This is a genomic window from Halobiforma lacisalsi AJ5, assembly GCF_000226975.2.
In the GTDB taxonomy this organism is placed as follows: Archaea; Halobacteriota; Halobacteria; order Halobacteriales; family Natrialbaceae; genus Natronobacterium; species Natronobacterium lacisalsi.
This window is the reverse complement of record NZ_CP019285.1, coordinates 1,589,285-1,602,562: the sequence shown is the minus strand read 5'-3', so window position 1 is coordinate 1,602,562 and position 13,278 is coordinate 1,589,285. Positions and strand designations below refer to the sequence as shown.

General features: G+C 66.9%; 11 protein-coding genes. 5 read left to right on the top strand and 6 right to left on the bottom strand.

From position 1 onward, the window contains the following. Nucleotides 1-54: 54 nt before the first annotated feature. Nucleotides 55-1,332 (bottom strand): MFS transporter, encoded by a 1,278-nt coding sequence (locus CHINAEXTREME_RS07625; RefSeq protein ID WP_029601511.1) that lies wholly within the window; start codon nt 1,330-1,332, stop codon nt 55-57. Nucleotides 1,333-1,455: 123 nt separating this feature from the next. On the opposite strand from CHINAEXTREME_RS07625, the gene CHINAEXTREME_RS07620 reads away from it, so the two are divergent. Beyond that, on the top strand, nt 1,456-2,403 hold the full coding sequence (locus CHINAEXTREME_RS07620; protein WP_007140143.1) for a DUF7351 domain-containing protein: 948 nt from the start codon (nt 1,456-1,458) through the stop codon (nt 2,401-2,403). A 137-nt stretch (nt 2,404-2,540) separates the two neighbouring features. On the opposite strand, the gene acs is transcribed toward CHINAEXTREME_RS07620, so the two are convergent. Next, the gene (gene acs / locus CHINAEXTREME_RS07615; RefSeq protein WP_394329786.1) at nt 2,541-4,544 is read right to left on the bottom strand and encodes an acetate--CoA ligase; all 2,004 of its coding nucleotides are present in this window, start codon (nt 4,542-4,544) and stop codon (nt 2,541-2,543) included. A gap of 350 nt (nt 4,545-4,894) precedes the next feature. Beyond that, nucleotides 4,895-6,289 (bottom strand): MFS transporter, encoded by a 1,395-nt coding sequence (locus CHINAEXTREME_RS07610; RefSeq protein ID WP_007140145.1) that lies wholly within the window; start codon nt 6,287-6,289, stop codon nt 4,895-4,897. A 126-nt stretch (nt 6,290-6,415) separates the two neighbouring features. Between CHINAEXTREME_RS07610 and rtcA the strand changes: the two genes are divergently transcribed. The 3 genes from rtcA (at nt 6,416) to CHINAEXTREME_RS07595 (ending at nt 10,154) form a co-directional block, all read left to right on the top strand. Further along, nucleotides 6,416-7,501: an RNA 3'-terminal phosphate cyclase gene (gene rtcA / locus CHINAEXTREME_RS07605; protein ID WP_007140146.1), complete on the top strand. Its 1,086-nt coding sequence runs from the start codon at nt 6,416-6,418 to the stop codon at nt 7,499-7,501. Nucleotides 7,502-7,613: 112 nt separating this feature from the next. Next, nucleotides 7,614-8,573 (top strand): bifunctional 2-dehydro-3-deoxygluconokinase/2-dehydro-3-deoxygalactonokinase, encoded by a 960-nt coding sequence (kdgK1, locus tag CHINAEXTREME_RS07600; protein WP_007140147.1) that lies wholly within the window; start codon nt 7,614-7,616, stop codon nt 8,571-8,573. Nucleotides 8,574-8,705: 132 nt separating this feature from the next. After that, nucleotides 8,706-10,154 (top strand): dihydrolipoyl dehydrogenase family protein, encoded by a 1,449-nt coding sequence (locus CHINAEXTREME_RS07595; protein WP_007140148.1) that lies wholly within the window; start codon nt 8,706-8,708, stop codon nt 10,152-10,154. A 45-nt stretch (nt 10,155-10,199) separates the two neighbouring features. Here the strand turns inward: CHINAEXTREME_RS07595 and CHINAEXTREME_RS07590 are convergent, their stop codons facing one another. Next, nucleotides 10,200-10,700, bottom strand: coding sequence for a hypothetical protein (locus tag CHINAEXTREME_RS07590; protein WP_007140149.1), 501 nt, complete (start codon nt 10,698-10,700; stop codon nt 10,200-10,202). A 198-nt stretch (nt 10,701-10,898) separates the two neighbouring features. On the opposite strand from CHINAEXTREME_RS07590, the gene CHINAEXTREME_RS07585 reads away from it, so the two are divergent. After that, complete coding sequence (locus tag CHINAEXTREME_RS07585; protein ID WP_029601510.1) at nt 10,899-11,447, top strand: GNAT family N-acetyltransferase; 549 nt, start codon at nt 10,899-10,901, stop codon at nt 11,445-11,447. 22 nt (nt 11,448-11,469) lie between these two features. Here CHINAEXTREME_RS07585 and CHINAEXTREME_RS07580 read toward each other — a convergent pair whose 3' ends face one another. Beyond that, nucleotides 11,470-12,774, bottom strand: a complete 1,305-nt coding sequence (locus tag CHINAEXTREME_RS07580) for an RNB domain-containing ribonuclease (RefSeq protein ID WP_007140151.1) — start codon at nt 12,772-12,774, stop codon at nt 11,470-11,472. Between the two features lie 121 nt (nt 12,775-12,895). Beyond that, nucleotides 12,896-13,198 carry a DUF7562 family protein gene (locus tag CHINAEXTREME_RS07575; RefSeq protein WP_007140152.1) on the bottom strand — a complete coding sequence of 101 codons (303 nt, stop codon included), beginning with the start codon at nt 13,196-13,198 and terminating at the stop codon, nt 12,896-12,898. Nucleotides 13,199-13,278: the final 80 nt, after the last annotated feature.

Here is a 13,278-nt window from a genome sequence, read left to right as displayed (position 1 = left end):
CAGGACAGTCGCAGTTGCGCCGGTAATGACTTACAGCAGTCCGTATGTGGCGGGTTATCCCTCCGACGGCGTCCCCGGCGGGGGGTCGACGATCGGCGAGCCGACGAGGAACCCGACGACGGCGACCCCGAGGAAGCCGCTCCCGAGCGCGGCGACGGCGACGGTCGGTGCCGTCCCGTCCGCGACGACGCCAGCGAGCGGCATCAGCGGCGCCCGGACGGCAGCATAGACCATCGAAACCGCGCTCAGCACCGTCGCCCGGCCGGCATCGCCCGTCCGATCGTTGAGGTACTGCCCCACCAGCGGCTTCGAGAGGGCCTGGCCGGCCTTCATACCGAAGAAGATCGGGACCGCGAGCGCCGACACTGCCAGCGGCAGGAGGAAGGATACGGCGACACAGACGGGGAGGTATCGAAGCACGCGCCGAAGTCCGAGCCATCGTCGCGCGGTGTCGGCGTGGTAGCTGGCGACGGCGGCGACGAGGGCGAATCCGGCGTAGACGATCCCGAGCAGTGCCTCGGACTGGACGGCGATACCGGCGACGGTCACGCCCTCGAGTGCGCCCCCGACCTGCGCCCGGAGGACGTCGACCGTGATCGGCTGGACGTACGTGTCGGCCGCGTGGACGATCCCGAAAAACAGAGCGACGTACGCGACGAACGTGCGCAGGCCGGGGGCCCCGAGCCGGGCGGCGAGGATCGACAGCGATTCCCGGACGCCGAGTCGGTCCTCGGCCGAGCCCTCCGCAGACGATTCCTCGAACCGCTGGTTTTGGGGCATAGCGACGACCACCAGCACGCCGACCGCGTTGAGCAGTGCCGAGGCGACGAACGGGTACGTGGGATGGACGACGTACAGGAAGCCGCCGCCGATCATCGTGACGGCGGACGTCCACTGGTGGACGGCCCCACCCCGTCCGCGAACGCGTGTGAACACGCCGTCTCGCTTCGTTCCACCGCCGAGCGCGTCGTAGAGCCACGCGTCGGCGGTCCCGCTCTGGAGCGCCATCGAAAGCGCCCAGAGCGCGTACAGCGCCGCGAACTCGAGGAAGGCGTCGGCGACGACGAATCCCGCCGTCGAGACGGCCATCGCGAGCATGGCCGTTCCGAGGACGAGCCGGCGACCGTACCGATCGGCGACGTACCCCGTCGGCACCTCGAGCGAGACGACGAGGACCGCAGAGAGGGCACTCAGCGTCCCGATCTGGGCATACGTGAGGTCGTTCCACAGCAGAAAGAGCGTAAACACCGGCCAGATGAACCCAACCGAGTCGGCCATCCGGTACAGGTAGTAGGCGACAGCCACCGATCCACGTCCGCGGACTCGAGACATGCGTCGTATCCATCAGGTGTGGTCCCGGCTGGAAATACGCTCCCGAACGCGAGTTTTAGTTGGGCGACCGACAGTTCTCCGGCACCGCCGGGATTTTAGCGATCCCGGACCGACTCCGGAGTCATGGACCGCGAGTGCGAGTACTCGGAGCCGAACGACCTCGACCCCGCCGACGCGTTCTCCCTCCTCGGCCACGAACTCCGCGTCGACATCCTGCAGGCCCTTCTCGAGGAGAGCCGCACGGGCGGCGAGTACCCCGCGGCGTTCTCGACACTACGGGAGCAGGTCGGTGCGGAGGTGAGTGCGCAGTTCAACTACCACCTCGGGGAGCTGACGGGCCACTTCGTCAGGCGCACCGACGATGGGTACGAACTCCGGTATGCGGGGTGGGCAGTGGCGACCTCGATCCTCGCGGGAACGTACAACCGGCGGGCCGCGTTCGGCCCGACGGAGATCGGCGGCCGCTGTCCGCACTGCGGGGAGAGGGCGCTCGTCGCGTCGTACCGCGAGGAGTGGCTCGCCGTCGAGTGCACCGCCTGCGACGACCGACTCGTCAGGTACCCGTTCCCGCCGGGCGGGCTCGAGTCCCGCTCGTTGCCGGCGGTCCTCGAGGCGTTCGACCGGCGCGTTCGGTCGCACGTGGCGCTCGCCCGCGACGGGGTCTGTCCGGCCTGTACGGGTCCGATGGACGTCGCGATCCCCACGACTGCAGACGGCGAGGGCACTGCCGGTTCCGACCCAGACGGCGACGACGCGGACGCCGGGGACGATGTGATCGCGACCTTCCGCTGTCGCCGGTGTGGCAATCGAATTCGACCGAGACCGGGCCTGGCCCTGCTCGAGCACGAACGCGTCGTCCGGTTCGCCGCCGAGCGTGGTCGGTCGCTCTCGGAGACACCGTTCTGGGAACTCGAGTGGTGTGTCTCCGGGGACGCTGCGTCAGTGACGGGAACGGAGCCGTGGCGGTGCACGGTCTCGATCCCGATCGGGGACGAGTCGCTACTGGTCACCGTCGACGACGAGTTCACGGTCCGGTCCGTAACGGTCGAGACTGTCGAGTCGGATCGGTAAGGGTTCGGTTCGCTCTACTGCCCGGCGATGCTTCGACCTCCCGATTAGATGTCCCGACGACCTCAAACAGCACTCACAAGCGCGGCGCTGGCACCGGTTCCGAGCGGACCGTAATCACACCAGGACGCGACGACGGCTCAGTCGTCTCCCACTTGTCGAGCGATCGTCTCGACGGCGTCAGGATTCCGGAGCGTGGACGTGTCGCCCAGTTCCTCGCCGTTCGCGATGTTCTCGAGGAGCCGTCGCATGATCTTGTCCGATCGCGTCTTCGGGAGTTCGGACGTGAAGACGACTTTTTCGGGCCGTGCGATCGGACCGATCCCGTCCTCGACGCTTTCAACGATTCGATCGCGCATTGCAACGGTCGGTTCTTCACCGTTCTTCAAGACGACGTACGCACAAACGGCCTCGCCTTTGACGTCGTGATCAGCGCCGACGACGGCCGCCTCGGCGACGCCCGCAACGTCGACGATCGCGGATTCGATCTCCATGGTTCCCAGCCGATGGCCGGAAACGTTGATCACGTCGTCGACGCGCCCGAGGACGGTGATATAGCCGTCATCGTCGATCTTCGCGCCGTCTTCAGGGAAATAGATCCACTCGTCTTCGTCGGGCTCGGAGTACTCGCTCCAGTACTCGGAGCGGAACCGCTCGTCGTTCCGGTAGAGCGTTCGGAGCATCCCTGGCCAGGGCTTCCGAATCACGAGATATCCCGCGTTCCCGGGCGCAACCGGGTCACCGTCGGCGTCGACTACACGAGCGTCGATCCCGGGCAGCGCCGGGCCTGCGGAGCCGGGTTTCATCGTGTCGATCCCCGGTACGGTCGTGACCATCGTGCCGCCCGTTTCGGTCTGCCACCAGGTGTCCACGATCGGACACTCTTCGTCGCCGATGTGTTTGTAGTACCACTTCCAGGCGTGTGGATCGATCGGTTCGCCGACGGATCCGAGCAGCCGCAAACTCGAGAGGTCGTGGGTTGCGGGATACTCTTCGCCCCATTTCATGAACGCTCGAATCGCCGTCGGTGCCGTGTAGAAGACGTCTACTCGGTTCTTTTCGATAAGTTTCCAGAACCGATCACGATCGGGATAATCCGGCGTTCCCTCGTACATGAAGGTGGTCGCGCCGAGCGCCAGCGGTCCGTAGACGACATAGGAGTGGCCCGTGATCCAGCCGATGTCCGCCGTACACCAGTGGGTATCCGTCGGCTCCAGGTCCAGTACTGCGTGGGCAGTCCAGGCAGCGTAGGAGAGGTAGCCGCCAGTCGCGTGCTCGACGCCTTTCGGCTGTCCAGTCGTCCCCGACGTGTACAACAGGAACAGCACGTCCTCGGCGTCTCTCGAGACCGGCGGCACCGACGCTCCCTCGTGTTCGGCGACGAGAGCGCCGTAATCGTGGGCATCGTCTCCGAACGACGAATCCGACTCGTCGCCGAGCCGATTAACGACGATCGACTCGACGTCGTGGTCGACGTTTCGAAGCCCGTTCTTGGCTTTCTGCCCGTGGTTTAGCGCTTCCCCGCGACGGTAGTACCCGTCGCACGTGACGAGATACTCGCTGTCCGACGATCGCATTCGGGTCGCCAGTGCATCCGCCGAAAATCCAGCAAAGACGACCGAGTGGGGCGCGCCGAGGCGAGCACACGCCAACATCGCGACCGGGAGTTCCGGAACCATCGGCAGATACAGCGTAACGGCGTCGCCTGTCTCGACGCCCATCTCGCGTAACGCCGCGGCGAACGCTTCTACCTCGTTCAGCAACTCGCCGTAGGTATACGTCCGGGTTTCACCCAGTTCTCCTTCCCATTTGATTGCGGCGCGGTTCTTTGCACCGTCTTCGACGTGACGGTCGAGACAGTTGTACGAGGCGTTGAGTCGGCCGCCAGTGAACCACTCGTACTGCGGTGCGTCGGCAGCATCGACGACGCTGTCGTACTCCCAGTCCCACGAGAGGAACTCAGCGGCGCGTTCCCAGCACTCGGGCCAGTTCTCTTCGAACTCCGTACGAATCGCGGGATCCGTGACGTTCGCCTGCTCGACGAACGACTTCGGCGGTTCGAAGGTCTCCTGTTCCTCGAGTCTCGATTCGAGTTTCGTATCTGTGGTATCGCTCACACGCGCCCTTCGAGAGCGATCTATCATAAATGTTCGCTTTAATTGAATCGGAATTCGAAATATAGGTTTTTGTTGAATATGAATGCTACGTATATTCTATATCTTATCTATTTACTCCACCTAAATAGAGTATAAAATACCCGCATATGAGGTATTTAGGGCTGGCTATCGGGTTTCGCCGCATCGGTATCCCCTTGGCTGTCAGTACGTCTCTCGAAGTTTCCGGAACCCAGCGTCGGTGACGAGAACGGAGTGTGGGATGTGCGGTCTCGATTCCGATGGGGGAGAGACGGTGTTGGCCACCGTCGACGACGTGTTCGGAATCCGATTCCGACGGTCGAGAGCGGCGAGTTGGATCGGGACAGGTTCGGCTCGCTCTACTTCTCGGCGACGCTTCGACCGTCGTCGTCGGCGTCCCCGTCAGTCTTCTCATCGTCCCGATTGGACGACTTCCCGACGCTCGAGGCGTCCGGATCGACGAGGCTCGTCGCCCCCCGCTTCTCGCGGTAGTAGAGCCAGACCGTACAGGCGAACGCCACCGCACCAGCAGCGGTGGCGATCCCGAACGCGAGACGATAGCCGGCCTCGGTGTAGACCCGGACGCCGCCGACGAGTTCGCCGGTCCAGTAGGCGTCCAGGGCCCAGCCCATGATCGTCGGGAGCGTCGCCGCGCCGAAGAAGCCCGCGCCGTTGACCGTCCCCGTCGAGATACCGCTCGCGCTGTCGGGGTGGCGGTCCTTGACGACCGCGTAGCCGAGCAGGAACGCGCCGAGCAACGCCCCGGAGAGGAAGAACGCAACTCCGACGACGGGCAGGGCCGGGTCGCCGACGACGGCGATGACCGCCAGCGCCGTAGTGAACGCGGCCCCGCCCGCCACCATCAGTTCGACCCGTCGCTCGAGGCGGTCCGAGAGCCAGCCGATTCCCGGCGGGCCGATCATCAGCCCGACGCCACCCAGCAGCGTGAAGACCGAGGCGTAGGTGACCGACACGTCGTAGGTCTGGACGACGTAGGGCACCCCCCACAGGCCGAACAGGGTGAGGTTGACGCCGCTCGAGCAGAACAGCATGACGCTGACGACCCAGATCAGCGGATCCCGGAGCACCCCGTCCAGGTGGGAGCGCAACTGGGCGTTCGAGGGCGTCGGCTGCTCGGGGACGCCCTCGAGCGGTTCGAACCCGGCTCGAACGGGCGTATCCCGCACGAGGGCGAACACGAGTACGGTAAAGGCCAGGCCGGCGATCCCGAGCCAGCCGACGGTGGTCCGCCAGCCGGCAGCCTCGACGGCGATCGCGAGCGGCGTCGTTGCGAGCACGCCGCCGACACCCGAGACCGCGAAAGTGAGTCCGCTCATCGTCGCGAACTCGTCGGCCCGGTACCAGTTCGCGCAAAACCGGAGGATGCAGACGAAGATCACACTCCCGCCGAGGCCGACGAGCCCGCGGGCGACGAGCGCGGCGAGGTAGCCGTCGGCGACGGAAAACCAGATCGCACCGACGTTCATCACCGCCGCGCCGACGGTCGCGGTCAGGCGGGGACCGATCCGGTCGGCGAGGACGCCCGTCGGGATCTGCATGACCGCGTACACCCAGAAGAACATGGCGTGGAGCGTCCCCAGTTGCGCGCCGGTCGTCCCGAACGCCATCATCAACTTCTCGGAGAGGACCGCCGTCGAGAGGCGGTTGACGTTGACCAGCAGGAAGACGACCCCCAGCGTCGCCCAGAGGAGCCACCGACGCCGGAGCGGGTCGGATCGGAATCGCGGGCGCATTCGGTTGGAATCCTCCGCCGACCACCGAAAACCTTCACGAAGCGGTAACCGCGACCGATTCGTCCGTTCGACGCCAGGGAACGCGGGGACGGTACTGCTACGACCCTCGAGGCCGTAGACCCTCGCGTGACCCCGACGTACGAACTCGACGGGAGCGACGCAGGCGGCCAGTTCGTCCGGACGGCACTGGCCCTCTCCGTCCTCGAGAACGAGCCGATCCGCATCGAGAACGTCCGCGGGAACCGATCGACCCCCGGACTCCGCCACCAGCACCTGGCGGTCGCCGAAACGATGGTCGAACTCTGCGACGCCGACGCGACGGGCGTCGAACTGGGGTCGGAGACGGTCGAGTTCGATCCGGCTCTCGAGACCCGGAGTAGGCACCCCCGACTCGAGGGCGGCAGGTACGCGGTCGACATCGGCACCGCCGGCAGCGTGACGCTGCTGTTCGACGCCGTCCTGCCGCTCGCCGCCGTCCTCGAGTCCCCGCTGCGGCTGACCGTGACCGGCGGGACGGACGTGAAGTGGTCGCCGCCGCTCGACTACGTCCGGCACGTCAAACTCCCCCTCCTGCGGCAGTTCGGGCTCGTCGCCGCCTGCGAACTCGAGCGGCGCGGCTTCTATCCGACGGGCGGCGGGCGGGCGACGCTGCACCTCGCTCCGTCGACGATCGAGCCGATCGACCTCCGGTCGCGCGGTGAAGCCGACGGCCTGCGGCTCTACTCGACGGAGGCTGCGGCGCTGTCCGAACAGGACGTCGCCTTCCGGCAGGCCGAGGGCGCGCTCGAGCGGCTGGACGACGGGCTCGAGGCCCGCGAACGCTGCGAGACGACCGCCGAGAGCGCCTGTCCCGGCTCGGCGATCGTCCTTCGACTCGAGTACGAGGCGGGCCCGGGCGGCGCGACCGGGCTCGCCGGCTTCACCGCGCTCGGGGAGCGGGGCACGCCCGCCGAACGCGTCGGCGAGGACGCCGCGAACGCCGCGAACCGCTTTCTCGCGGGTACCGCACCGGTCGACCGCCACATGGCCGACCAGCTGCTCGTCTTCCTTGCGCTCGCGGGCGGCCGGGTCCGCGTTCCCGAGGAAACGGACCACGTCGCGACCAGTCGGGCGCTGCTCGAGGCCGTCGACGTTCCGACGACGCTCGAGCGAGCAGCCGACGGCGAGGAGCCAGTCGTCTCCGTCGACTCGAGCGCGGCGCTCCTCGACTGAACGCGTCGGTGGAGACGACAGGACGGTTCGACGGTCAGCAACGGTCTTATACCCGGCCCGGTTGTGTACCGATATATGACAGCCATATGTACCGAACGGGAGGGGGACACCCGTGAGTGAGAGCGACCTCGTCACCTTCGGCGAGACGATGCTCCGGCTCTCGCCGCCGGACCAGGAACGGCTCGAGGACGCCCGCGAGTTCGAGGTCCGGGCCGGCGGTGCCGAGAGCAACGTCGCCATCGCGGCCCAGCGGCTCGGCACCCCCGCGACCTGGATGTCGAAGGTGCCCGAGACGCCGCTTGGCCGGCGGACGGTCGGCGAACTCCGCCAGCACGGGATCGACACCGAGGTCGTCTGGAGCCACCGCGGCCGGCAGGGGACCTACTACCTCGAGCGGGCCGGCGAACCCCGCGGGACGAACGTCATCTACGACCGGGAGAACACCGCCGTCTCGACGGCGAAGGCCCGCGAACTCGACCTGGACACGATCAAGGACGCGAGGGTCTTTTTCACCACGGGGATCACGCCCGCGCTCTCGTCGACGCTGCGGGACACGACCGCGAGCCTGCTCAAGGCCGCTCGCGAGGGCGGGACGACGACCGCGTTCGATTTCAACTACCGGCGCAAGCTTTGGTCGCCGGAGGAGGCCGAGGAGACGATGACCCACCTCTTTCCGGGGATCGACGTGCTCGTGATCGCCGCGCGGGACGCCCGGACCGTCCTCGGGTTCGAGGGCGATCCTCGGCAACTCGCGCACAAACTCGGCTCGCAGTACGAGTTCGAGACCGTCGTCGTCACCCGCGGCTCCGAGGGCGCGATCGGGTGGCACGACAGCGTCGTCCACGAACAACCCGCCTACGACACCGACACCGTCTCCCGGATCGGCACCGGCGACGCCTTCACCGGCGCGTTCATCGCCCGCCGCCTCGAGGGTGACGACGTCCCGACCGCGCTCGAGTACGCGGCGGCGACGGCGGCGCTCAAACGGACGATCCCCGGGGACGTGGCGCAGGTCACCGAGGAGGAGGTCGAGGCCGTCGTCCGCGAGGGCGGCGAGGCACTGTCCCGGTAGCCCGACGTTCGACGCCGGTCGCAACTCGGAGACACCGGTCCCGGTCGCCGCTCCTGATCCTCACGACCGGTGATGCGTCGATCGGTCACGAGCGCAAACACTGTTTTACCGCGGCGGCGGCGTATTGTCCTCATGGTCCATGTAGCCATCGTCGGCGGATACGGCAGCGCCGGCGTCGCAGTCGCCGACGAACTCCTCGAGCAGGTCGATCCGGACAGCGACCTCGAGTTGGAACTGACGCTGATCGACGACGGCGACCCCGGCGGCGGGCTCTGCATTCTGCGCGGCTGTATGCCGAGCAAGGAGGTACTCTCGGCCGGACAACACCGGTTCCAGGCCCGCCACGACGACCGCCTCGAGGGGGTCCCCGAACCCGATCCCGAGGCGATCGTCGCCCGGAAGGACGACGACGTCCTGGGGTTCGCCGAGCACCGTCGGAACCACGTGCACGACCTGGCAACCAGGGAGAACGTGGAGTTCGTCGCCGACACCGCCCGGTTCGTCGACGACCGCGTGCTCGAACTCGCCGGGTCGGGACGACGACTCGAGCCCGATTACGTCGTGATCGCGACGGGGTCGACCCTGAACGTGCCCGACCTGCCGGGGATCGACGAGGTGTCGTTCGACTCGAGCGCGGACGTCCTCGACGCGACCGCGTTCCCGGAGTCGGGCGTCGTCATGGGCTTTGGCTACATCGGCCTGGAACTCGCACCCTACCTGAGCGAGGTCGGCGGCGTCGACCTCACCGTGATCGAACACGACGACTACCCGCTCGACGAGATGGATGCGGCGTACGGCGAGACGATCCTCGAGCTCTATCGCGAGGAGTTCGGGATCGAGGTGCTGACGAACACTGACGAGAAGCACCTCGAGCGCACCGACGACGACGGCGTGCGGCTGTACGCCGAGCAGGCGGGCGACGAACGGGTCGTCGAGGCCGACCAGCTCTACTGTTTCACCGGCCGCCGGCCGGACCTCGACGGCCTGGGGCTCGAGCACACCCGACTCGAGGCCGGCGAGGGCTGGGTCGAGCCGACGATGCAGGCGGTCGACGACGAGCGCGTGTTCGTCGTCGGCGACGCGAACGCCAGGGAGCCGATCCTCCACGTCGCGAAGGAACAGGGGGTCGCGGCCGCCCGGAACGTGATCGGTCACCACCGGGGCACGGACCTCGAGCCGTACACGAACGTCCCCCATCACGTCATCTTCTCGGGGCTCGGCGTCTACCCGTTCGCCCGGATCGGCCACACGCCGGCGACGGTCGCCGAGTCGGGGATGGACGCGATCGTCGTCTCTCGGGAGGCGTCCGACGACGGCGTCTTCAAGACCAAGAACCATCCCGAGGGACTGGCGACCCTGATCGTCGACGCCGACACCGGGTCGGTGCTGGGCTACCAGGGGCTGCACCTCCACGCCGACGTGATGGCGAAGACGATGCAACTCGCCGTCGAGATGACACTGGACGTCCGCAAGATCCCCGATCGGGCGTACCACCCCACGACGCCGGAGATCATCGACGGCCTCGTTCGCGAGGCGCGGGCCGAACTCGAGAAGCGGAACGGAGCCAGGGACGACGGGTGAGAAACGTTCGATAGCGGAAAAGCGCGGTCGGGTGCAGTACGGCGATCAGTCACTGATGGACTCGAGTCCCGAATCCCCGGACCCGGCTCGGGCCTCCGGCCGCGACCGGCCAGCATCTCGCGCGAGGGCATACACCGACGCGGCGAGGATGCCGCCGGCGATCATCAGCGTGACGTGGAACCCGTACTCGAGGGCGAGCAGGGTCGAGAGGTTCTCCGACCCCAGCACCATGTGCAGGTTGTCGTGGACCCACCAGCTCCCGAGCAGCCACGCGACGCTGACGTGCGCGGGCGGGGCGAGCCGCGGGGTCGCGGCGAAGACCCGCTTCGTGTATCGCCAGCCGAACAGCAGGAACGCGACGCCGAGACCCATCGCAACGGCCTCGAACAGGCCGAGCACGACGAACAGCGGGAGTTGCATTCCGACGGGTTCGGCCGCGTGGGCCGGCTCCGGCCAGACGCTCGCCCCGAGGGGTCCGCGGGGCGCGAACAGAAGTCCGAACAGGGCGACGATGCCAACGGTTATGACAGTGATTCGTAGTGACATACCATATCTACGCCGAGCGGTAGCTTAAACATCGTCGCCGACGGACAGGAATGTCCTGAACCCCGTAGAGACGGCTCGAGGACCCGGTCCTCGAGAACGAGGGTCGTCCGACGGAGTTACCCGAGACCGTGGCGCGGCCGGAAACGGCGTTCGACGGCCGGCCCCGGATTTTTGACCGCCGCCGTGATACGGTTCTACGTGACTCGAGCAGTTCGGCAGGCGACGACCGACGACGCGTGGACGGTCCACGAAACGGCGCGTGAGAGCTGGCATGCTGCCTACGACGACGTGCTCGGCTCCGAGCGGGTCGACGAGATCGTCGACGAGTGGTACGCGCTCGGGGACCTCGAGTCGTCCATCGAGGACGCCAACGACCGGCCCGACGCCCAGTTCCTCGTCGCCGTGCCGTCCGACGAGCGACGCGAACCGGCAAACGACGGCGGGATCGGAGGCGAGGACTGCCTCGGCTTCGCCCACGTCGTCCCCTGGCCCGAGGACGAGGCCGTCGGCTACCTGGTCCGGCTCTACGTCACCCCCGACCGCTGGGGCGAGGGCATCGGGACGGCGCTGCTCGAGCGCCTCGAGAGCGAAGTACGGGAGGAGTTCGACCGGCTACGTCTGGCCGTCCTCGCGGACAACGAGGTCGGGGTGTCGTTCTACGAGTCCGCAGGGTTCCACCGGGTCGAAACCCGGGAGACGGATCTGGCGGACGGGCTCGAGGAGCACGTATACGAGAAGTCGCTGTGAGAGCGCGGGAACGCGGGACCGACTACAGCGTCTTCTCGGCCTCGCTCTCGTCGACGACCTCGATCCCGCGGTTGTTGACCGCCGTCGGATCGAGGCCGACCTCCTGGAGGAATCCCTTGTACTCGCGTTCGCACTGCTCGGCGTCTTTCTGCTTGTCGCTCGCCCGATCGCACAGTTCTACGAGGTTCTCGGGAACGTCGTTCTTGTAGACGATCCAGTGGTTGATCAGGTCCGAGAGTCGGCGGATCGGACTCGTGAAGTGGCCGTAGATCTCGAAGTTCAGCGCGTGGTGGCCCCCGAACGGGTCGTTCATGTACTTCGCGCGGGGCATCACCTTCATCACGGCCCACTGGATCTTGTCGAGTTGCCGGGCCGGTGCCTCCTCGAGCGTCGCGTTGACAGCCTTCCGGGGGTCGTCCCACGTGCTGCCGGGGATCGACACGCCGTCTAAGTCCTGAATCTCCTGGAGGGCTTCGGACCACTCGTCGGGGCTCGGCTGTGGGTGGACCCGGTACATCGCCTCGACGCCGCGGTCCCACATCAGCGTGTGCGTGACGGCCTTGTTGGCCTTCAGCATACACTCCTCGATGATCGTGTGGGCGCGGTCGCGGGCCGGATTCAGGACGAGCGAGCCGTCCTCCTTGCGTTGTTCGTGCATCCGGTCGGCGAGTTCGTGGACGAGTTTGTTCTCCTCGTGCAGCGGCGCATCGGGGTCGTCCAGTCGGTTCTCGGCCTGGGTGTAGGTGAGCCGTTCGTCGGACCTGATGACCGACTTGTAGATGTCGATGCTCTCGTAGCCCAGGTTCTCCTTGTCGAGGTGCATCTCGACGGTGTGGGCGAGTCGGTCCTCGTTGGGCACCAGCGAACAGACCGTCTCGGCCAGCACCGGCGGGAGCATGTGGATCGTGTACCCCGGCAGGTAGACCGTGTTGCTCCGCTCGACGGCCGAGTCCCACATCGCCGTGTCGGGCGTGACGTAGTGGGTCACGTCGGCGATGTGGACCCAGAGAACGTACTCGTCCTCGCGTTCTTCGATCGAGAGCGCGTCGTCGAAGTCCTGTGCGTCGATCGGGTCGGTCGTCCAGGTCGTCAGGTCACGGAGGTCCTCGCGTTCGTCGACCTCCTCCTGGATCTCTTCCTGGACGCCGTCCGTGCGTTCCTCGGCCTCCTCGAGCACCTCCGGCGGAAACCCGTCCGGAATCTCGAACTTCTCGAACAGTTCCTCGCGTTTGTTCTCGAGGTGGCGCGCGAGGTCCTCGGAAATCTCGACGGGGCCCTGGCCTTCGGCCGTACCGGCTTCGGCCTGTGCGTCTGCGTCGTCGCTCATGGGGACGGGTACGGACGTGGGCGTGAAAGTCGTGTCGGGACGAGGACCGCCTTCGGCTCGAACCGCCGAGTGGATCGAGCGTCGCCGGCAACACTCCCCGTTCCCGCGACGCAGTCCGCAGTCAATCCTGGCCTTCCTCGAGCGGCCCGTACCGGTCTTCGACCGTCGAGAGGTACTGCGAGAGGAAAACGCCCTGACTGTTCTCGCCGGCCTCGAGGTCGACGAGCAGGTCCTCGAGGCCGTCCCGCGGCTGGTGACAGAGGTCGCCGAAGCAGGACTTACAGAGGTGTTCGAACGTCTTGTCGTCGCGATCCCAGCGGTCGCCGTGCTTGTCGTACTCGCGGGCGTCGGACCGCGCGACGTCGACCCCGCAGGCGAGACAGGTGACCGTCTCGGTGCGGTTCCGAGAGGACCACAGGGCCATGGTCGTTCCGACACCGTGCTATTACTTAGCGGTTGGCACAGGTTTCGTACGGTGGGACTGTCATGGCGTTCGACTGGCCC